At 45.3% G+C, this 21,145-nt stretch carries 22 protein-coding genes; 14 read left to right on the forward strand and 8 right to left on the reverse strand.

Annotated elements, in window-relative coordinates; all coding sequences use genetic code 11:
- Positions 1-50: 50 nt before the first annotated feature.
- Complete coding sequence (gene mreBH, locus AD710_RS14965) at positions 51-1,058, reverse strand: cell shape-determining protein MreBH (RefSeq protein ID WP_029575211.1); 1,008 nt, start codon at positions 1,056-1,058, stop codon at positions 51-53.
- A 270-nt stretch (positions 1,059-1,328) separates the two neighbouring features.
- On the opposite strand from mreBH, the gene AD710_RS14970 reads away from it, so the two are divergent.
- The 5 genes from AD710_RS14970 (at position 1,329) to ade (ending at position 6,507) form a co-directional block, all read left to right on the forward strand.
- Positions 1,329-1,613 carry a transcriptional regulator AbhA gene (locus tag AD710_RS14970; protein ID WP_013352109.1) on the forward strand — a complete coding sequence of 95 codons (285 nt, stop codon included), beginning with the start codon at positions 1,329-1,331 and terminating at the stop codon, positions 1,611-1,613.
- 171 nt (positions 1,614-1,784) lie between these two features.
- The gene (locus tag AD710_RS14975; RefSeq protein ID WP_049628406.1) at positions 1,785-3,089 is read left to right on the forward strand and encodes an ATP-binding protein; all 1,305 of its coding nucleotides are present in this window, start codon (positions 1,785-1,787) and stop codon (positions 3,087-3,089) included.
- 1 nt (position 3,090) lies between these two features.
- Positions 3,091-3,918 (forward strand): gamma-glutamylcyclotransferase family protein, encoded by an 828-nt coding sequence (locus tag AD710_RS14980; protein ID WP_016936270.1) that lies wholly within the window; start codon positions 3,091-3,093, stop codon positions 3,916-3,918.
- Positions 3,919-3,958: 40 nt separating this feature from the next.
- On the forward strand, positions 3,959-4,624 hold the full coding sequence (gene ktrC / locus AD710_RS14985; RefSeq protein ID WP_016936269.1) for a Ktr system potassium transporter KtrC: 666 nt from the start codon (positions 3,959-3,961) through the stop codon (positions 4,622-4,624).
- 149 nt (positions 4,625-4,773) lie between these two features.
- Positions 4,774-6,507 (forward strand): adenine deaminase, encoded by a 1,734-nt coding sequence (gene ade, locus AD710_RS14990; protein ID WP_049628407.1) that lies wholly within the window; start codon positions 4,774-4,776, stop codon positions 6,505-6,507.
- A gap of 32 nt (positions 6,508-6,539) precedes the next feature.
- On the opposite strand, the gene rnjA is transcribed toward ade, so the two are convergent.
- Together rnjA and AD710_RS15000 are read right to left on the reverse strand one after the other, a co-directional pair.
- Complete coding sequence (gene rnjA, locus AD710_RS14995) at positions 6,540-8,207, reverse strand: ribonuclease J1 (RefSeq protein WP_029575210.1); 1,668 nt, start codon at positions 8,205-8,207, stop codon at positions 6,540-6,542.
- 5 nt (positions 8,208-8,212) lie between these two features.
- The gene (locus tag AD710_RS15000; protein ID WP_045926930.1) at positions 8,213-8,422 is read right to left on the reverse strand and encodes a DNA-dependent RNA polymerase subunit epsilon; all 210 of its coding nucleotides are present in this window, start codon (positions 8,420-8,422) and stop codon (positions 8,213-8,215) included.
- 354 nt (positions 8,423-8,776) lie between these two features.
- Here AD710_RS15000 and AD710_RS15005 point away from each other — a divergent pair, with 354 nt between their 5' ends.
- The gene (locus tag AD710_RS15005; RefSeq protein ID WP_049628408.1) at positions 8,777-9,550 is read left to right on the forward strand and encodes a Cof-type HAD-IIB family hydrolase; all 774 of its coding nucleotides are present in this window, start codon (positions 8,777-8,779) and stop codon (positions 9,548-9,550) included.
- A 34-nt stretch (positions 9,551-9,584) separates the two neighbouring features.
- Here AD710_RS15005 and def read toward each other — a convergent pair whose 3' ends face one another.
- The gene (def, locus tag AD710_RS15010; RefSeq protein ID WP_016936264.1) at positions 9,585-10,139 is read right to left on the reverse strand and encodes a peptide deformylase; all 555 of its coding nucleotides are present in this window, start codon (positions 10,137-10,139) and stop codon (positions 9,585-9,587) included.
- 112 nt (positions 10,140-10,251) lie between these two features.
- On the reverse strand, positions 10,252-10,425 hold the full coding sequence (locus AD710_RS15015) for a YjcZ family sporulation protein (protein WP_003154542.1): 174 nt from the start codon (positions 10,423-10,425) through the stop codon (positions 10,252-10,254).
- A gap of 246 nt (positions 10,426-10,671) precedes the next feature.
- Between AD710_RS15015 and AD710_RS15020 the strand changes: the two genes are divergently transcribed.
- The 5 genes from AD710_RS15020 to lpdA all read left to right on the forward strand — a co-directional run bounded on the left by AD710_RS15020 (position 10,672) and on the right by lpdA (position 16,724).
- On the forward strand, positions 10,672-11,340 hold the full coding sequence (locus AD710_RS15020) for a YkyA family protein (RefSeq protein WP_016936263.1): 669 nt from the start codon (positions 10,672-10,674) through the stop codon (positions 11,338-11,340).
- A 420-nt stretch (positions 11,341-11,760) separates the two neighbouring features.
- Positions 11,761-12,876: a pyruvate dehydrogenase (acetyl-transferring) E1 component subunit alpha gene (gene pdhA / locus AD710_RS15025; protein ID WP_013352119.1), complete on the forward strand. Its 1,116-nt coding sequence runs from the start codon at positions 11,761-11,763 to the stop codon at positions 12,874-12,876.
- Positions 12,877-12,879: 3 nt separating this feature from the next.
- Positions 12,880-13,857, forward strand: coding sequence for a pyruvate dehydrogenase complex E1 component subunit beta (pdhB, locus tag AD710_RS15030; protein ID WP_016936262.1), 978 nt, complete (start codon positions 12,880-12,882; stop codon positions 13,855-13,857).
- A gap of 124 nt (positions 13,858-13,981) precedes the next feature.
- Positions 13,982-15,307: a pyruvate dehydrogenase complex dihydrolipoyllysine-residue acetyltransferase gene (pdhC, locus tag AD710_RS15035; protein WP_016936261.1), complete on the forward strand. Its 1,326-nt coding sequence runs from the start codon at positions 13,982-13,984 to the stop codon at positions 15,305-15,307.
- Between the two features lie 4 nt (positions 15,308-15,311).
- Positions 15,312-16,724, forward strand: a complete 1,413-nt coding sequence (gene lpdA, locus AD710_RS15040) for a dihydrolipoyl dehydrogenase (protein ID WP_045926934.1) — start codon at positions 15,312-15,314, stop codon at positions 16,722-16,724.
- 49 nt (positions 16,725-16,773) lie between these two features.
- On the opposite strand, the gene AD710_RS15045 is transcribed toward lpdA, so the two are convergent.
- Entirely contained in the window at positions 16,774-17,148 is a 375-nt protein-coding gene (locus AD710_RS15045; protein WP_045926935.1) for a hypothetical protein, read from the reverse strand.
- A gap of 248 nt (positions 17,149-17,396) precedes the next feature.
- Between AD710_RS15045 and AD710_RS15050 the strand changes: the two genes are divergently transcribed.
- Together AD710_RS15050 and AD710_RS19315 are read left to right on the forward strand one after the other, a co-directional pair.
- Entirely contained in the window at positions 17,397-18,200 is an 804-nt protein-coding gene (locus AD710_RS15050) for a polysaccharide deacetylase family protein (RefSeq protein ID WP_049628409.1), read from the forward strand.
- Between the two features lie 113 nt (positions 18,201-18,313).
- Positions 18,314-18,433, forward strand: coding sequence for a GapA-binding peptide SR1P (locus tag AD710_RS19315; RefSeq protein ID WP_076982563.1), 120 nt, complete (start codon positions 18,314-18,316; stop codon positions 18,431-18,433).
- 47 nt (positions 18,434-18,480) lie between these two features.
- Here the strand turns inward: AD710_RS19315 and AD710_RS15055 are convergent, their stop codons facing one another.
- Positions 18,481-19,953: an aminotransferase class I/II-fold pyridoxal phosphate-dependent enzyme gene (locus tag AD710_RS15055; RefSeq protein ID WP_047475193.1), complete on the reverse strand. Its 1,473-nt coding sequence runs from the start codon at positions 19,951-19,953 to the stop codon at positions 18,481-18,483.
- Between the two features lie 179 nt (positions 19,954-20,132).
- Here AD710_RS15055 and AD710_RS15060 point away from each other — a divergent pair, with 179 nt between their 5' ends.
- On the forward strand, positions 20,133-20,399 hold the full coding sequence (locus tag AD710_RS15060; RefSeq protein ID WP_016936256.1) for a UPF0223 family protein: 267 nt from the start codon (positions 20,133-20,135) through the stop codon (positions 20,397-20,399).
- A 35-nt stretch (positions 20,400-20,434) separates the two neighbouring features.
- On the opposite strand, the gene AD710_RS15065 is transcribed toward AD710_RS15060, so the two are convergent.
- Positions 20,435-21,067, reverse strand: a complete 633-nt coding sequence (locus AD710_RS15065) for a DUF1054 domain-containing protein (protein ID WP_047475190.1) — start codon at positions 21,065-21,067, stop codon at positions 20,435-20,437.
- Positions 21,068-21,145 lie beyond the last annotated feature (78 nt).

Genomic DNA, 21,145 nt, shown 5'->3' on the forward strand with positions numbered 1-21,145 from the left:
TCCAGTTCTCACAATATGAGCCGGCCGGAGAAAAAAGAAGCACAATCTTATTATTTAATCGCTTTTTGCAGCTTGTCGATGACGTCTAACGAACGCCCCGTGCCGATAGCCACTGATTCAAGCGGATTTGCGGCCAAATGAACGGGAACGACGATTTCTTCTGTCAGCCATTCTTTCATCCCGTTTAAAAGCGAGCCCCCGCCGGTTAACACGACGCCGCGGTCAACAATGTCCCCGCTGAGTTCCGGCGGACAATCTTCAAGAGTCGCTCTGATGGCTTCAAGAATATGTAGGAGCGATTCACGCATCGCGTGCTGAATTTCATTTGACTGCAGTCTGATCGTCTTCGGCAGACCGGTTACGAGGTCACGACCGCGGATTTCCATCGTTTCCGGCACATGTTCAATCAATGCAAAACCGATTTCCATTTTCACTTGTTCTGCCGTACGTTCTCCGATCAGCAGGTTGTATTTTTTTCTGACGAACGAAGCGATATCTTCATCAAGCTGGTCGCCGCCGATTCTGATAGAGTGGCAGGACACGACGCCTCCGAATGAGATGATGGCGACTTCAGTCGTACCGCCTCCGATATCCACGACGACGTTTGCGACCGGCTCGTCAACCGGCAGGTCGGCTCCGATTGCAGCTGCTACGGGTTCTTCAATTAAGTGAACGTTTTTTGCTCCGCAGTTTTTGACAGCGTCACTGATGGCTCGGCGTTCAACGGCTGTTGATCCTGAAGGTGTGCAGACGACGACATTCGGTTTGCGGAAGGTCATCCCGATTTTTTTTCCGGCTTTTTTCATAATGTGTTTTAATAAGTCAGTTGTCATATCATAATCAGCAATGACGCCGTCTTTCATCGGCCGTACGGCGACGATTTTCCCCGGGGTCTTTCCGATCATGTTTTTGGCATCTGTTCCGATGGCAAGCACCGCTTTCGTTGTTGTATCTACAGCGACAACGGAAGGCTCGTTTAAAATAATTCCTTTATTTTTACTGTAAACAAGTATATTAGCGGTTCCTAAGTCGATTCCGATCTCAGTTGATTGAAACATATTTTCACCCAATCCCTATCCTGATTTAATTGATTCTACATTTAAAGTTTCTGAGAAAAACCACGATTTTTGGGGGTTTCCGCCGGGAATGAAATGTTTTTGTAAAAAAGGAGGGAAAGTCTGTATCCCGTATTTCAAAAAGGCTTTCTTCTGTAAAAAAACATTCATTACCGGATGCGGAGAAACTTTTGCTCCGTTACTTTCGTCTACGTTTATGAAGGATTTTCCTTGGACATATATAAGAGACATTAAAGGAAGTAGGGGATTTCTATGAAATCAATTGGTGTAGTAAGAAAAGTAGACGAACTAGGGCGTATTGTCATGCCGATTGAATTGAGAAGAGCATTGGATATCGCTATTAAAGATAGTATTGAATTTTTTGTTGACGGAGACAAAATTGTCTTGAAAAAATACAAACCGCACGGCATTTGCTTAATGACCGGAGAAATTACTCCCGACAATCAGGAATACGGCAACGGTAAAATCATCTTAAGCCCTGAAGGAGCGAAAATGCTGCTTGAGGAAATCGAGGAAGCGTTAAAAGATAAATCATAATGATAAAAAGGGCGGAGCGTCATTCCGCCCTTTTATTATGAACTTGTGCAAAAACTCACGGTAAAATCAAGTAAACCTGCTCAAATAATTGGGAATAGTTATCATTTTTTAGTCAATAATGCGGTCAACAATGTTACAATATATGTAGAAATGCTAGCGGCAGGTGGGACTATGGGAAAATATCAAGCGCGTATCATTTCATTAATCTTGGCAATGATTTTTATTATGTTTTGGGATTATTTATTTTATATAATTGAACGGAATCCGATTAACTGGCCTGTTGATATCACTTTTACCACTGTCACGTTAATCAGCGTCTGGCTGCTGGCTTATTATGTAGATCATAAAAAGCAGCTGCTGGCGGAGCTGAAGGACAGCGAGCAGAAAGCAAAGGCGCTTTCAGATGAGAAAAACCGGATCATGGACAATCTGCAGGAAATTGTTTTTCAGACGGATTCACAAGGGAATATTACATATTTGAATCAAGCTTGGACGGCGATTACGGGCTATTCCATCAGCGAATGTATGGGCACGATGTATAATGATTATTTTATAAAAGAGAAACATATCATTGATTATATTATCTCCCAAATTAAGCAGCAGTCTCCGTCAGGAATGTTCACGGCTAAATATATTAAAAAAGACGGCACTATCTTTTGGGGAGAAGTTCATTATAAGCTGTATTATGACCGCAGACAGAAATTTGTCGGAAGCCTGGGGACGATGTCTGATATCAGTGAACGGAAAAAAGCGGTTGATGAGCTTCTGGAAACGAACGAACGGCTCGCCATGCAATCTCAAAAGCTGGCTATCGCCGGTGAACTTGCGGCAGGAATCGCCCACGAAGTAAGAAATCCTTTAACATCAGTCAGCGGCTTTCTCCAGCTGATGAAAGCTCAGTATCCGGAACGAACGGATTATTTCGATATTATTTTTTCGGAAATTAAAAGGATAGATCTTGTGCTGGGAGAGCTGCTTCTGCTCGCCAAGCCGCAGACCGTGACGTTTACCGTCCATCATCTCAACCATATTTTAAGGCAGGTGGCGACGCTTCTTGACACAAACGCGGTGCTGTCAAACACTGTGATTGAGAAGGATTTCAGGCAGACTGAGTCCTGTATGGTCAACGGTGACGAAAACCAGCTGAAACAGGTATTTATCAATATTATTAAAAATGCGATTGAGGCGATGCCTGACGGCGGGAATATTCATATTTACACAAAACGGGATGAAGAATACGCGGTGATCAGCATACAGGATGAAGGAAACGGCATGTCGAAAGAAAAGCTTAAAAACATCGGGAAACCGTTTTTCTCGACAAAAGATCAGGGAACAGGCCTCGGTCTTCCGATTTGTTTACGAATTCTCAAGGAGCATAATGGTAAACTTAACATTAAGAGCAAAAATGGAGAAGGCAGTACGTTTCAGGTATTTCTGCCATTAGAAGCGGCTGCTGTCCAAAAGGAGGAAAACTAACTTGCTTCTTTTTGTATACGGTTTGTTACGGAAGCGTGAAGAAAATCATGAGCTGCTGAAAGGCGCTCCGTGTGTGTGCGAGCAGGCCGCGATAAACGGCGTGCTGTACAAAACAGAAAAAGGTCAGCCCGCGGCGTCTTTAGCAGAAACAGCTTTTGTATACGGAGAATTGTATGAAACAGATCATCAGATGATCCGTAAGCTGGATGCGCATTATGCCGATTTTGACCGGGAGGAAGTTGCCGTGACGACGGATCTCGGGAATAAAACCGCCTTCGCATATGTCGTAAAGCCTGAGCAGTGTGCTTCATTCAGCCGGATCAAAAGCGGAGACTGGAAAGAATATCGTTTTATGAAAAGGGAGGATGACAGCCCGGTTTATTATTTCGCTTACGGTTCATGTATGGATAATGCCCGTTTTAAACAGGCGGGGGTCGATCACTTTTTCGCCGAGCCGGTCGGAGGGGCGGTTGCTGAAGGGTATTCGACGAGATTCACGTTAAGGCGTCCTGACGGTTCCAGAGCCGATCTTGTTGAAGACGGCGGCCGTACTGAAGGCGTGCTGTACAAGCTCCCGTTTGAAGCGGCAACCTATCTGTATAAACGGGAAGGTGTTGATAGCCATACATATCGTCCCGCGTTCATAGAAGTGAATGCCGGCGGCCGTATATACAGGGGCTGCCTGACGTTTCTTGTGCTTGATAAAGCTGAGGAAATTGCGCCTCCGGGTCACTATCAGGAAGAAATCGAACGCGGAGCAGACTTGTATTTATCGCCCGCCTTTTCAGAAAAGCTCAAACGCCATATGAACTCATTGCCGAAAATGTGATACTATTCCTATTAGAGATATTGTTTAAAGGAGTACTGTTATGAGAAAAGAGTTTGCCGTTATCGGTCTCGGACGCTTCGGCGGGAGTATTTGCAAAGCATTAAGTGAAGAAGGCCTTGAGGTCATGGCGATGGATATTGATGAAGATAAAGTAAATGAATATGCCAAAATCGCATCACACGCCGTCATCGGCGATTCAACCGATGAATCGGTGCTGAAAAATCTGGGGCTGCGCAATTTTGACCACGTCATTGTGGCAATCGGTGAAAATATACAGGCGAGCATTTTAACGACGCTGATCTTAAAGGAACTCGGCGTGAACACGATCACGGTCAAAGCGCAAAACGACTATCATGAAAAAGTGCTTGCGAAAATCGGGGCCGACCACATCGTCCACCCTGAACGTGACATGGCAAAACGCATCGCCCACAACATCGTATCAAATAATGTGCTTGATTATTTAGAGCTGTCTGACGAACACAGCATCGTGGAGATCGTAGCCAACAGCAGGCTTGCGGGCAACACACTGCTTGATCTGGACATACGCGCGAAGTACGGTATTAACATCGTGGCCATCAAGAGAGAAAAAGAAGTAATCGTATCTCCGCTGGCGACTGAAATGATCCAAAAAGACGATATTCTCATCGTTATCGGCTCTCTTACGGACATTTCCCGATTTGAAAAAAGAGTGCTTCATACAAAGTGAAAAGCCGTCCATAAAAGGACGGTCTTTTTTATATGTCAGAATAGAAAGACATTTATCGTGTAAGCGGTATATTCTGCAGTTTTTATTGACTATGATCAGGCGATCCGATAGCATATTGTACCATATAAAGAAAAAGAGGAGGCCTCATTTTGAACAAAGAAACACTGGCTGAACGGCTGAATGCATCGGCCGGCCGACAAAAAGCCGATACCGTCATTAAAAACGGAAAAATCATGGATGTATTTAACCAGGAATGGATTTCTGCAGATATCGCCATTACGGACGGAGTGATCGTCGGGTTGGGTGAGTATGAAGGGGAAGAAGTCATTGATGCAGAAGGCCAAATGATCGTTCCGGGCTTTATTGACGGACATGTTCATATCGAGTCCTCTATGGTTACTCCGATTGAATTTGCAAAAGCAGTCCTCCCTCACGGAGTGACGACTGTCATTACTGATCCTCACGAAATCGCGAACGTTTCGGGGGCAAAAGGCATTTCATTTATGATAGAGCAGGCGAAAAAAGCGCCGCTGAACATCCGTTTCATGCTTCCTTCCTGTGTTCCCGCCGCAAGCTTTGAACGCTCGGGAGCCGTATTAAAAGCCAAAGATTTAAAACCTTTTTATCAGGAAAAAGAGGTGCTGGGACTGGCGGAAGTAATGGACTACGTGTCTGTTGCCGAAGGTGAAGAGGATATGCTTCAGAAACTGCTTGATGCCAAGCTTCACGGAAAACGGATTGACGGGCATTTAGCCGGACTGTCTTCAGATATCATCAATATATACAGAACCGCGTTAGTGTCAAATGATCATGAAGTGACGACAAAAGAAGAGGCGCTGGACAGAATCAGGCGGGGAATGTATGTCATGCTGCGCGAAGGATCGGTGGCCAAAAATACGCTCAATGTGCTGCCGGCGGTGAACGAAAAAAATGCGCGCCGCTTCTTCTTTTGTACGGATGATAAACATGTGGACGATCTGCTTTCAGAAGGAAGTGTGAACCACCAAGTCAAAATGGCAATAAAAGCGGGACTTGATCCATTCCTTGCGTATCAGCTCGCCAGCTTAAATGCGGCCGAGTGCTACGGCCTTGAAACAAAAGGCGCGGTGGCACCGGGTTTTGATGCAGATCTCTTGTTTATTTCGGATTTGCGGGAGGCTTCCGTCACAAAGACCTTGGTCGCCGGCCGGACCGTTGCGGAAAACGGCTGCCCGGTTTATGAGCAGTCCGCCGGCTCTTATTCTCCGGATCAGGCGCTGTTGGATACAGTACGGCTGAAAGCGCCGCTGACTGAATCAGATTTTCATATGCCGATTCAAGAGGGCAGTCTAATGAATGTAATCGAAATCATACCAAATCATTTAGAGACGAGGAAAAAAGAAGTCTCTGCACCGTCTGCCGGCACATTTTGTCCTGATACAGTAAATGATTTATTAAAAATCGCCGTCGCTGAACGCCACAGCGGAGAAAAAATGATAGGTCTCGGGATTGTACAAGGGTTCGGGTTAAAAGAAGGCGCCATTGCCACAACCATTTCTCACGATTCCCACAACATCATCGCTGTCGGTACAAACGATTCCGATTTGGCAAAAGCAATCAACAGACTGCGTAACACCGGAGGAGGGCTGACAGCCGTGAAAAACGGAGAATTGCTTCACTCTGTCCCGCTTCCGATTGCCGGGCTTTTGTCTGATAAGTCTGCGGAATGGGTGAATGACAGCCTGGGCGTGCTTCATGAAAAGCTTCCTCTGCTCGGATTCACCGGTAATTTCAATCCGTTTCTTACATTATCGTTTTTAGCGCTTCCGGTGATACCGGATATTAAAATGACGGCAGCCGGTCTGTTTGATGTCAAAGCCTTTCAGCATATTCCGCTGCAATAAAAAAAACTGCACTCATCACGAGTGCAGTTTTTTTAGACCTCCATAATGATCGGAAGGATCATCGGACGGCGTTTTGTTTTTTCATATAGGAACGGAGCAAGCGTGTCGGTAATTTCGTTTTTAATTTCGGACCACTGCGTTGTTTTCCGATCCATTACTTTCTCAAGATGGTTCGAAATGAGCTGCTGTGCATCGTTGATTAAATCACCGGATTCTCTCATGTATACAAAACCTCTTGAAATTAAATCAGGTCCTGCCGATACTTTAAAGTCGTCCATGTTGATGCTGACAACAACGATAACAAGGCCTTCTTCTGAAAGAATGCGGCGGTCGCGGAGCACGATATTGCCGATGTCACCGATTCCGCTTCCGTCAATGTACACGGAACCGGACGGGATTTTGCCTGCCACAGCTGCTTCTTCGCCTTTGAGCGCCAGCACTTCGCCATTGTCCATAATAAAGCAGTTTTCTTCAGGAATGCCGCAATCAGTCGCGAGTTTGACGTGCATTTTCTGCATTCTGTATTCCCCGTGAATCGGCATGAAGAACTTCGGTTTAATCAGGCGGAGCATTAATTTTTGTTCTTCCTGTCCGCCGTGTCCGGATGTATGGATGTCATTCAGCGAACCGTGAATGACTTCTGCGCCCGCACGGTACAACTGGTTGATGGTGCGGCTTACGCTGATTGTGTTTCCGGGAATCGGAGAAGAAGAAAAGACAACCGTATCTCCGGGATTAATGGATATCTGACGGTGCGTGCCGTTAGCGATGCGTGATAGCGCCGCCATCGGTTCACCCTGGCTGCCCGTACATAAAATCGTTACTTTATTGGCAGGTATACGGTTGATTTCGTTATGCTCAATAAACGTATTTTTAGGGCAGCTGATGTAACCGAGAGTCTGTCCGATCTCAATAGCCGATTCCATACTGCGTCCGAATACGGCAACTTTTCTGCCGTTTAAAACGGCAGCTTCAATCACTTGCTGAAGACGGTGAATGTTCGAAGCGAATGTCGCAAATATAATTCTGCCGTCCACTTTTCGGAAAATATCGTGAATGCTTTCGCCTACACGGCGTTCTGACATGGTGAAATCGGGAACCTCACTGTTCGTGCTGTCAGAAAGCAGGCACAAAACGCCTTCTTTCCCGATTTCGGCCATCTTTGTCAAGTTTGCCGGTTCGCCTACCGGTGTGAAATCGAACTTAAAGTCTCCGGTATGTACGATATTGCCCGGCGGTGTTTTGACGACGATTCCGTATGAATCCGGAATGCTGTGTGTCGTTCTGAAGAAGGATACAGACGTCTTCCGGAACTTAACGATGTCGTCTTCACCGATGATGTTTAATTTTGTCTGTCTTAACAGTCCGTGCTCTTCAAGTTTATTCCGAAGTAAGCCGATCGCGAGTTTACCGCCGTAAACGGGAATATTTACTTGTCTGAGCAGGTACGGAATACCGCCGATATGGTCTTCGTGACCGTGGGTGATAAACAGACCTTTAATTTTGTCTTCGTTTTTTACTAAATACGTGTAATCGGGGATTACGTAATCAATGCCGAGAAGTTCATCTTCAGGAAACTTAATCCCCGCATCAATCAGTACAATCTCATCCTGAAACTGCACCCCGTACGTATTTTTCCCGATCTCGCCCAATCCGCCGAGGGCAAAAACGGCAGTCTGGTCATTTTTTACAAATTTCATTCCGCTCATAACTCCAATACTTTAAAATTTTCGCTCTGCTTCTCATATTCTAAAAAAGCACCGTCCACAGGCTGAACAAATTCAATGTTGTATTTCTTATCTTTCAGTTTTGTTCTGACGTCCCGTTCTGAAACGCCCTCAATGTAAAGTGAATCTGTATTTTCCCGTACAGGTACTTCGTCAGCCTTCTCTTGATAAAATACCTTATAAATCATCCAAATCTCTCCTTAAATGCCGTATGTTAGACTCGCTTATTCTATTATATTCGAAAACGGATTATAAGGAAAGTCTCGAGCAAAAAAGGGACTTTCAAAAACCGAAAGATCCCTTCTACGCGATGACTTTTTTCCGGAGCATTCCGCCCCACTGTCTTCTGAGTTTCTTCCGTAACCGGCGCAGCATCATATACCTCCTTTAAAGCCCTTTATAGCAGTAGTATGCGGCAAAAACGGATTTGTTTTCGTGGGTAAAATTGGAATTTCATCAAGGCTGTTTGCCGGAAGAAAAACTTTCTGTATGATGATATTGAACAAGACACGACTGATAAACGGGATAAAGGAGAAATTGACATGAAACCAAAACTGATCTTTTTTGATATTGACGGCACGATCTATGATCATGATAAACATATCCCCGATAGCGCAAGAAACGCCGTGGCGGCGCTTCAAGAGGCCGGCCATCACGTTTTTATCGCCAGCGGGCGGTCTCCGTTTATGGTAAAACCGATTCTGGAAGAGCTGGAGATTGAATCATTTATTTCATACAACGGCCAATATGTCGTGTTTGAAGGCGATGTGATTTATAAAAATCCGCTGCCGGAAGATGCGGTCGCGCGTTTATTAAAGCAGGCGGCAGAAGGGGGGCACCCCGTCGTATTCATGGCGGAAGACACGATGAAAACGACCGTTCCTGGACATCCGCACGTCTCGGAAGGAATCGGCAGTCTGAAAGCGCCTTATCCCGAAGTTGATGAAACATTTTATAAAGGAAAAGATATTTATCAGCTGCTTTTATTCTGCCGCGGACATGAAGAAAAAGCATACGCCGCTTTTCCGGAGTTTGATTATGTCCGCTGGCATGAACTGTCAACGGATGTGCTTCCAAAGGGCGGTTCAAAAGCGGAAGGCATTAAAAGAGTGCTTGAGCGCCTTCCGTACAGCATAAGCGACACTTATGCCTTCGGCGACGGACTAAATGATCTTGAGATGATCCGTTTTGTCGGCACCGGGGTGGCGATGGGAAATGCAGTTCCGGAATTAAAGGCTGCCGCTGATTTCGTCACAAAGCCGGTGGATGAAGAGGGAATCAGCTGGGCTGTCAAAGAACTGGGGCTTTTGAAATGAAGAAAACCGGCACTTAAAGAAGTGCCGGTTCTTTTTAACGGTCAATAGCAATGGCGTTTTCAGGTTCTTTTAACGGATTTTCCTGATCGATATGATCGTAAAACATCACACCGTTCAAATGGTCGATCTCATGCTGGAACACGATGGCCGGAAAACCTTTGAGGCGGATGTCAATCTGTTCCCCTTCAAGCGTCGTCGCCTTTACTCGGATGCGTGCGTAGCGCGGCACATAGCCGGGAATGGGTTCGTCTACTGACAGGCAGCCTTCTCCGCTCGTCAAGTAGCTTTTTTCCACTGAGTGGCTGACGATTTTAGGGTTGAAAAGGGCATAGCTGTATAAAGTGCCTTTCGCATCTTCAGCATGAACGGCGATCATCCGTTTTTTTACGTTTATTTGAGGAGCGGCAAGACCGACTCCGGGACGAAGGTTGTATTTCTCGGCTAATTCAGGATTTTGGCTGTTTTTCACAAACTCAATCATATCAGCAAGTTGCTGTTTTTCTTCGTCAGAAGCGGGAAGCCGGACCTCTTCAGCGATCTCTCTGAGCACGGGATGTCCGTCGCGGACAATATTTTCCATAGTAATCAAGAAACTTCACTCCTAAAGCTTAATATGTAAATTATAGCGAACTTCCTTATCGCGGCGCAACGAAACAATTGGCCGGCCATAGCAGGCCGGCCGATGTTCATGGTGTATAAGGTCAGCAGCCGCAGCCTAAATAAGCGGCACCGACGATGATTAATAAGATAAACAATACGACGATTAATGCGAATGTGCGGCCGTAACCGCCTCCGCAGCCGTATCCGTATCCGCCATAACCGTATCCGCCGCAACAACCGCCGCCAAATCCGCCGCCAAATCCATATCCGTACATAAAAAAACCTCCTCTTTTAATTACGCTGACCCTTTTCAGCAGGGCCGGCGTCTACTATAAACTATGTAAAAGCCAAAAAGATGTATGGTCATCCGCCCTGTTTTCTCAATTTTTTACGCAAGTACGCTCTGGCGAAGCTATAAATGTCTTTGCCCAAAAATTCCGGGAATACCAATTACAGCTCAGCTATTGTCAAAAGGCGTTCTGGCTTCTATAGTGGAAATTGTCAAGATTGGGGGATTTTAAGTGAATATGTTACAAAAAAAGATGCTGGCGGGAATCGGAGCGCTCGCCGCCGCAAGTATGCTGCTTGCAGGCTGCGGGGAGAAAGACCCGGTTGAAACAATTCATGATTCGATGGAAAAAGCCGTACAGGCGGAAAAACCGTTTCAAAAAGAGCAGAAAACATTAGAAAAATTAGAGAAAAAGGAAGATGAGCTGTATAACGAAGTCATTCAGCTGAATATGAATGATTACGAAAAAATCGTCTCACTTTCGGATGAGGCCCTTAAAAACGCGGAACAGCGCAAGCAGCATCTGAAAACGGAAAAAGACAGCATGGACAGTTCGAAAAAAGAATTTGAAACCGTCACACAAACAGCCGGATCGATTAAAGACCGGTCCATTAAGAAAAAGGCGCAAGCAGCAGCCTCACATATGGAAAAACGCTATGATTTATACGGCGGACTCTATAAAGACTATATGAAAGCCATTCAATATGATAAAGAATTGTACAGCGCCATTAAGAAAAAAGACCTGACTGCAGAAGACCTCGACAAGAAGATCGGCAAAGTGAACGATTCCTACAAAAAGGTATTAAAGCGGGGCGGAGCGTTTAACAAGCAGACAAAAGAGTATAATCAGGCCAGAGAAGAGCTGTATAAAGAGGCCGGCTTTCATGTCAATGAAAGCTGAAAGCGATGAAAGGTGCCGGATGCCCGGCCCTTTTTTTATGCGGAAAAAAGGATTCTGAATTCTATTGTAGTACAGCAGGTGTATGTATACTAGTACAGTTTTGGCTGATGAACAGCTTGTCCCGCCGGAAAAATATAAAGCGAATACATTTATTTAAAATCAACATTTAAAACGATTGACGGGTCTTCTTTATTTAGTGTAAACTTATCCATGTTAAGCGGTGTTGTATCAGTCTTTTACAACTCCGAAATAATACAGTTCAGATCAGATAGTGATGATCCTACATAAAGGTTTCGGCAAACTGGGGATAGGCTAAATATATACGACTTGCTGCTAATACTTTAGGGTATCCTAAGTTTGTATGTATACAGGAATGCACGTCTAATGACTGTTTAAAAGAAAGGAAGAGGTGACTTTAGTATGGCTGCAAAAACGAAAAAAACAATCGTTGACAGTAAGAAGCAATTTGATGCCATTAAGAAGCAGTTCGAAACGTTCCAAATTTTAAATGAAAAGGGAGAAGTCGTGAATGAAGCGGCGATGCCTGATTTAACAGATGATCAATTAAAAGAGCTTATGCGCCGCATGGTATACACACGCGTGCTTGATCAGCGCTCTATCTCATTAAACCGTCAGGGACGTCTCGGTTTCTACGCTCCTACTGCCGGCCAGGAAGCTTCACAAATCGCAACGCATTTCGCGCTTGAAAAAGAAGATTTCGTTCTTCCGGGCTACCGCGATGTGCCTCAATTAATCTGGCACGGTCTGCCGCTTTACCAAGCGTTCTTATTCTCCCGCGGACACTTCCGCGGAAACCAAATGCCAGATGATGTGAACGCCCTTTCTCCGCAAATCATTATCGGTGCTCAATACATCCAAACTGCCGGTGTAGCGCTCGGTCTTAAAAAACGGGGTAAAAAAGCCGTAGCTATCACATACACAGGTGACGGCGGTGCCTCTCAAGGGGACTTCTACGAAGGAATCAACTTTGCCGGAGCTTACAAAGCGCCAGCGATCTTCGTAGTGCAAAATAACCGCTATGCGATTTCAACTCCTGTTGAAAAACAATCAGCGGCTCAAACAATCGCTCAAAAAGCGGCCGCAGCAGGTATTGTCGGCGTTCAGGTTGACGGTATGGATGCCCTTGCGGTGTACGCTGCAACTGCTGAAGCGCGCGAACGCGCAATTAACGGCGAAGGCCCGACACTGATCGAAACACTTACGTTCCGTTACGGTCCGCATACAATGGCCGGTGACGATCCGACTAAATACCGCACGAAAGAAATCGAAAACGAATGGGAGCAGAAAGATCCGCTCGTCCGTTTCCGCGCTTTCCTTGAAAACAAAGGCCTGTGGTCTGAAGAAGAAGAAAGCAAAGTAATTGAGGCTGCAAAAGAAGAAATTAAGCAGGCCATCAAAAAAGCAGATGCTGAACCGAAGCAAAAAGTGACTGATTTAATCAAAATCATGCACGAAGAATTGCCTTACAACCTAAAAGAGCAATTAGAAACTTATACACAGAAGGAGTCGAAGTAAGCCATGGCGCAAATGACAATGATTCAAGCAATCACGGATGCGTTACGCACAGAACTGAAAAATGACGAAAATGTCTTAGTTTTCGGAGAAGACGTTGGTGTTAACGGCGGCGTATTCCGTGCGACTGAAGGATTGCAAAAAGAATTCGGTGAAGACCGTGTATTTGATACGCCGCTTGCTGAATCCGGTATCGGCGGTCTCGCTCTTGGTTTAGGGTTAAACGGTTTCCGTCCGGTTATGGAAATCCAATTCTTCGGATTCGTATATGAGGTAATGGATTCAGTTTCAGGCCAAATGGCCCGTATGCGCTACCGTTCAGGCGGCCGCTGGAGTTCTCCGGTGACAATCCGTTCTCCATTCGGCGGCGGGGTTCACACTCCTGAACTTCACGCTGACAGCTTAGAAGGCCTTGTGGCTCAGCAGCCGGGTATTAAAGTTGTTATTCCGTCTACTCCGTATGACGCAAAAGGACTTTTAATTTCTGCAATCCGTGACAACGACCCAGTCGTTTTCTTAGAACATATGAAACTTTACCGTTCTTTCCGTCAGGAAGTTCCTGAGGAAGAATACACAATTGAGCTTGGAAAAGCTGACGTGAAACGCGAAGGTGCTGACCTTTCTATCATCACATACGGCGCAATGGTTCATGAGTCGCTTAAAGCTGCTGAAGAGCTTGAAAAAGAAGGCGTTTCTGCTGAAGTTATCGACCTTCGCACTGTAAGCCCGCTTGATATCGATACGATTATCGCCTCTGTTGAAAAAACAGGCCGCGCAATTGTCGTGCAAGAGGCTCAAAAACAAGCAGGTGTCGGCGCCAACGTTGTAGCTGAAATCAATGACCGCGCGATCCTGAGCCTGGAAGCTCCGGTACTGCGTGTCGCAGCGCCTGATACAGTATTTCCTTTCTCGCAAGCTGAGAGCGTATGGCTTCCAAACCATAAAGACGTTCTTGAAACTGCGAAAAAAGTTCTTGAATTTTAATCAGGCTTCATAACAGGAGGGAAAGACACACGTTCTTTTCCTCTATTATAAACCTGTTTTTAAAGGTTCAATGCTTGCGTATGCATAACTAAAATTTGCTTAATCAACTAGGAGGTCGAAAACTGTGGCATTTGAATTTAAACTTCCGGATATCGGGGAAGGTATCCACGAAGGCGAAATCGTAAAATGGTTTGTTAAGCCAAACGACGAGGTAGAAGAAGACGATGTACTGGCTGAAGTGCAAAATGATAAAGCAGTGGTAGAAATTCCTTCACCTGTTAAAGGAAAAGTATTAGAATTAAAAGTTGAAGAGGGAACGGTTGCAACTGTTGGACAAACGATTATTACGTTTGACGCACCTGGTTACGAAGATCTTCAATTTAAAGGAAGCGACGAATCCGGCGATGCGAAAACTGAAGCGCAAGTTCAGTCTTCCGCTGAGGCAGGACAGGACGTAGCGAAAGAAGAACGCGCAGCAGAGCCTGCAAAAGAAACTGGCGCAGGACAGCAGGACCAAGCGGAAGCTGATCCGAACAAACGCGTGATCGCTATGCCTTCTGTACGCAAATATGCACGTGAAAAAGGCATTGATATCCGCAAAGTAACAGGTTCAGGAAATAACGGACGTGTTGTAAAAGAAGATATCGACAGCTTTGTAAACGGCGGAGCTCAAGAAGCGGCACCGCAAGAAACAGCGGCGCCTCAGGAAACGGCTAAACCTGCAGCGGCTCAGGCTCCTGAAGGCGAGTTCCCTGAAACACGCGAAAAAATGAGCGGTATCCGTAAAGCGATTGCTAAAGCAATGGTGAACTCTAAGCATACTGCACCGCACGTAACTCTTATGGATGAAGTTGACGTAACAAATCTTGTTGCTCACCGCAAACAGTTCAAACAAGTTGCTGCTGATCAAGGCATCAAGCTGACTTACCTGCCTTACGTCGTAAAAGCCTTAACATCCGCTCTGAAAAAATTCCCTGTTTTAAACACATCTATTGATGATAAAACAGATGAAGTGATCCAAAAACATTACTTCAACATCGGAATTGCAGCGGATACTGAAAAAGGCCTGCTTGTGCCGGTAGTGAAAAATGCCGACCGTAAAGCCGTTTTCGAAATCTCTGATGAAATTAACAGCCTTGCTACAAAAGCGCGTGAAGGCAAGCTTGCACCTGCGGAAATGAAAGGCGCTTCTTGCACAATCACAAATATCGGTTCTGCCGGAGGCCAATGGTTCACACCGGTTATCAACCACCCAGAGGTTGCGATTCTCGGTATCGGCCGCATCGCTGAAAAGGCGATCGTCCGCGACGGTGAAATTGTAGCTGCTCCTGTCTTAGCTCTTTCTCTCAGCTTTGACCACCGTATGATTGACGGAGCAACTGCACAAAATGCGTTAAACCACATCAAGCGTTTACTGAACGATCCACAACTTATTTTAATGGAGGCGTAATGTTATGGTAGTAGGAGATTTCCCTATTGAAACAGATACTCTTGTGATTGGTGCGGGACCTGGCGGCTATGTAGCTGCCATCCGCGCTGCTCAGCTTGGACAAAAAGTCACAGTCGTTGAAAAAGCAACTCTTGGAGGCGTTTGTCTGAACGTCGGCTGTATTCCTTCAAAAGCGCTTATCAATGCAGGCCATCGTTACGAGAATGCAAAACACTCAGATGACATGGGAATCACTGCTGAGAACGTAAAAGTTGACTTTACAAAAGTCCAAGAATGGAAAGCTTCTGTTGTAAATAAGCTTACCGGCGGTGTTGCAGGTCTTTTAAAAGGAAATAAAGTGGACGTTGTAAAAGGCGAAGCTTATTTCGTAGACAGCAACTCTGTACGTGTAATGGATGAGAACTCTGCGCAAACATACACATTTAAAAACGCGATCATTGCTACCGGTTCTCGCCCTATCGAATTGCCAAACTTCAAATATAGCGAACGTGTCCTGAACTCTACAGGCGCACTGGCGCTTAAAGAAATTCCGAAAAAACTCGTTGTTATCGGCGGCGGATATATCGGTACCGAGCTTGGAACAGCGTATGCAAACTTCGGAACTGAATTGGTGATTTTAGAAGGCGGAGATGAAATTCTTCCGGGCTTCGAAAAACAAATGAGTTCTCTCGTTACCCGCAGACTGAAGAAAAAAGGCAACGTTGAAATCCATACAAGCGCTATGGCTAAAGGCGTTGAAGAAAGACCTGACGGCGTAACAGTTACGTTCGAAGTAAAAGGCGAAGAAAAAACGGTTGATGCTGATTACGTATTAATCACTGTCGGACGCCGTCCGAACACTGATGAGCTCGGCCTTGAGCAAGTCGGTATCGAAATGACTGACCGCGGTGTCATTAAAACGGACAAGCAGTGCCGCACAAACGTACCGAACATTTACGCAATCGGTGACATCATTGACGGCCCTCCATTGGCTCACAAAGCGTCTTACGAAGGTAAAATCGCTGCGGAAGCTATTGCGGGAGAACCTGCTGAAATCGATTACCTCGGTATTCCGGCGGTTGTATTCTCTGAGCCTGAACTGGCTTCTGTCGGTTACACTGAAGCACAGGCGAAAGAAGAAGGCATTGAAGTCGTTGCTGCTAAGTTCCCGTTTGCTGCAAACGGACGCGCGCTGTCTCTTAACGAAACTGACGGCTTCATGAAGCTGATCACTCGTAAAGAAGACGGTCTTGTGATCGGTGCGCAAATTGCCGGCGCGAGCGCTTCTGACATGATTTCTGAATTGAGCCTGGCGATCGAAGGCGGAATGACTGCTGAAGATATCGCAATGACAATTCACGCTCACCCGACATTGGGCGAAATCACAATGGAAGCTGCCGAAGTGGCAATCGGAAGCCCGATCCATATCGTAAAATAATCATTGCAAGAAAATGAACAGCCCCCGCTTTTAAAAGCGGGGGCTGTTTTTATTGTGCAAGCACATGCTGCATAGGCTTGATAATATCCTCTTTTTTCTTTACCGCGCCTTCAATCTTCATGACGACATGCCGGTGATTGACTACCATCAGTGCCGGGAATGTGTTGATTTCTTCTTCCCAGCCCTTTCTGTTGCCATATACTTTCATTTGATCAACATGATGGGGATATTTCTTTTCTAAATCAAGAATCGCATCGTAGTAAGGCACTTCTTTATCTATATGATTTTCATCGGAAAAAAACAAGATTTGAGTGTGATGAATGCTGTCGATCCGGTTATTTTTGAATGGACTGACAGTAGAAACCGAACAGCTTGACAGAACGAACAGCATCAAAAAAAAGGGAATCACCGTACGGTAGCGCATCTATCTTACTCCTCTGTTTTAGATAATATATTGGTTCATCCATTTATAAGGACTATATCAAGTGTATCACGAGAGGTGAAAAACCTAAGGCTTGTTACTTAATTGTTATATAATTGAAACCGTTTTTAATGAAGAAATAATACGTGTGACAACTTGTGAAGCCGATGTGTAAAAAAGGCACATTATTTTTCGTGAGAGCGCTGTTTTTTCGTTATACTGTGGGCAAAACCATATCAGGAGGGATTGTCATGTATAAAGCCGCTGCCGCCGTCATATGGATGTGCTTGCTCGTCGGCTGCCAATCAACTGAAAAAACGCAAACAAATAAACAACCCCATTCTCAAGATGCGGTCAATCATGCTAAACAGGAAAACACTCATACAAAAGAGGAAAAACGGAAAAAACAGAAGGCAGAGCCCCGTTACTATATCAATCCGAAAACCTTTGCCGTGGAAAAACTGGATGACCAGAAAGACAAAAAACCGATTGCATTGTTAACGATAGATGATGCACCCGATCAGCATGCCGCTGAGATTGCGGACAAACTGCATGATCTCCATGCGTCAGCGATCTTTTTTGTGAACGGCCAATTTTTGAAAAAAGATGAAAATAAGAAAGCGCTTCAGCATATTCATGAGTTAGGCTTTATGATCGGAAATCATACAATGACTCATCAAAATTTAAAAGACCTTTCCGAACAAAAACAACGGGAAGAAATCATCGGCGTCAATAAAGCCGTTGAAAAGATAACCGGGGAGAAACCGGCGTTTTTCAGGGCGCCTTTCGGAAGCAATACGGACTACAGTGACAAACTTATAAAACAAGAAGGTATGGTGAAAATGAACTGGACCTTCGGCTACGATTGGGATCAGAAATATCAATCCAAAAAAGCGCTTACCGATATCACGCTGAGCAGCCCTTATCTGCGGGACGGCGCCAACATATTGATGCATGACCGGAAGTGGACGGCCGAAGCCATGCCGGACATTGTAAAAGGATTGCGTAATAAAGGATATACCGTGATTGATCCTCGGGCTATAAAAAGACCATAAAAAATAAATGTGTTATACAATTTATCGGTTGACATATTAAATGTGACATAATAATATAATAACAACAAGTAAGAATTAAGCGTTTTCAAATTCTGAGAAATGGGGAATGAGAGATGGGTACGATTGTTTGCCAAGACTGTAACGAAGCGATTCATTACTTTGAGGATGAGAAGGTAACGACGTTATACGGAACATGCTGCGGACAATGCCGGTGTCATCTTGAAGAAGAGTAAAAAGTGTAAAAAAGCCCGAAACGAAATCGTTTCGGGCTTCTTTATGTTTATTGGATGGCTTTTTGTTCTTTGATGACTCTGATCATTTCAAGCGTTGCGTCTTCCGGACCCTGCACCGGAAGGCCGGCGTCCAGGTTTTTGAAAATGTAGCTGATGTTTTCTTCAGTAATGATTTCGCCCGGAATAAAGATCGGAATTCCCGGCGGATACACCATGACAAACTCTGCAATGATCCGTCCCGCGGATTCTTTTAACGGAATGACTTCCGTATTTGCATAAAACGCGTCTCTTGGCGTCATCGCTAACAGAGGAATTTCAGGAAGCAGAACTTCCGTTTGCTGATGAGCATATTCATTGGCAGCCGCCTGCTTTGAAATGTCTGTAAGCGCGTTTACGAGGCGGTCGGCATCTCCTGCTCTGTCTCCGGGAGTGAAAATACATAATATGTTATACAAATCGGACAGCTCGACTTCGATATTATATGATTCGCGCAGCCATTTTTCAATGTCATGCCCGGTCAGGCCGAGGTTTTTGACCGAAATGATTAATTTAGTCGGATCATAACTGAAGGCGGCTTTAGATCCTGTGATTTCTTCGCCGACACAGCGAATGCCTTCAATTTGATTGAGGCGTTCCCGTGTCTGATTCGCCAGCAGAATCGTATCTTCAAGAAGGCCGCGGCCTTCTGTAGCGAGCCGCTTTCTTGCGACATCAAGTGAAGCGAGAAGCAGATAGGATGTTGACGTTGTCGTCAGCATGCTTAAAATCGACTGCACTCTTTCTTTGGACACAAGGCCTTCTCTCACATTTAAAATGGAGCTCTGCGTCAGAGAGCCGCCTAATTTGTGCACGCTTGTGGCTGCCATATCAGCGCCCGCCTGCATGGCTGACAAAGGAAGCTTATCATGAAAATGAATATGCACGCCGTGCGCTTCATCGACAAGAACAGGCACATCGAAAGAATGCGCGAGCTTGACGATGCTGTTCAGGTCAGCCGCCACACCGAAATACGTCGGATTGATGACAAGCAGACCTTTTGCGTCAGGGTGCTCAGTCAAAGCCCGCTCGGCAGACTCAAGCGTGATGCCGTGAGAAATCCCGAGCTCATCGTCAATTTCTGGGTGTATAAAAATCGGCACCGCTCCGGAAAATACAATGGCCGTCATAATGGATTTATGAACGTTTCTTGGGATGATGATTTTATCTCCGGGTCCGCATACGGCCATGACCATCGTCATAATGGCGCCGCTCGTCCCTTGTACGGAAAAGAAGGTGTGGTCTGCGCCGAATGCTTCTGCGGCCAGGTCCTGCGCTTCTTTAATGATGCCCTTTGGCGCATGTAAATCATCCAAAGGTTCAATATTAATTAAATCTATGCTTAACGCGTTTTCTCCGATAAATTGTCTGAATTCCGGATCCATTCCCGCGCCTTTTTTATGGCCCGGAATGTGGAATTGGACAGGCTGTCTGTCCGCGTGCTTTTTCAGTCCGCTGTACAGGGGTGTTTCATGTTGCGGCAATTGTTTTCCCACCTTTATCATAATACCTACGGATTAGTTTGTATTACATTCAGTATGATTACCCGTTTTTTAAACGTAAAACAAATGAATTATATTATGAACTTGAAAGAAAGTAAAGAACAATTTATGATCTATGGAAGATGCTTATTTTGAGCATGATTATAAAGGAGTGAAGACATTTGGAATATCAATATCCGATGAATGAAGACTGGACGACAGAGGAGGCCGTGGATGTCATTGCGTTTTTTCAGCAGGTGGAAAACGCCTATGAAAAAGGAACTGACCGCAACAGACTTTTGGATGCGTACCGCCGCTTTAAAGAAATCGTTCCCGGAAAGGCGGAGGAAAAGAAAATCTGCAGCCAATTTGAAGCGGACAGCAGCTATTCCCCGTATCGGACTGTGAAAGAGGCGAAACAATCAGATCAAGCGGTTATCAAAATGTAAACAAAGCGAGCCGGAAACCGGCCCGCTTTTTTATGTTATGAGACTTTCTGAGTCAGTGTGTATAAAAAGGAAAGCTTCTTAAAAGTATCTTCAATGGTTTGCAGGAATTCATTGTTGTTCATGTTGATCACGTCTTCTTTTTGCAGCTGAATGCCGCATAAAAGCTCTGCTTTTTTTACGGTCTGCAGACGTTCAAATAATGTTTTCAGCTGTTCCCGATCCATCTCCGACTGCTTGTACGCTCCTGGCTTCGTGTGATCCGGCGACCATACAAAATGACCGGGAATCTGTTTTGTGATTTCATCCTGCTTCGCTTCCAGCAATCTGCCGTATTCCTCTTTTATCGGAGACTCATAAATGATGGCAAACCATACAAACATGTGAGTGTCCCATAGTCCGATCTGAAAGTGGGGGAGCTTCTTATAGCCGCGTTTGCTGTTTGCAAAGGCAACCCAGCTGTCAGCCGGCGGGTTGACAGATCTTCTCGCGTGCTTTGCGACATGCGGGAACATTTCATCTCCGGTCAATGCCGACAATGTCGGTGCGAAATGTTCTCCTAAAAGAGTCAGCTTCGGACGCACTTGTTCTTTTAACACCTCCATGCGCGGATCTAATCCTTCTATTGTAAATGTGTCAAAGTCCTCTTTTGTAAAACGCATCTGAGTCATCTTTTTCCTCCTTATCGTAAGTATTCATATTTTACCACAGCCCCTGCCGGCCGCAAAAACATTGAGAACGTTTGAGCG

The sequence above is a fragment of the Bacillus sp. JFL15 genome, from assembly GCF_001184225.1.
Taxonomy (GTDB): Bacteria; Bacillota; Bacilli; order Bacillales; family Bacillaceae; genus Bacillus; species Bacillus siamensis.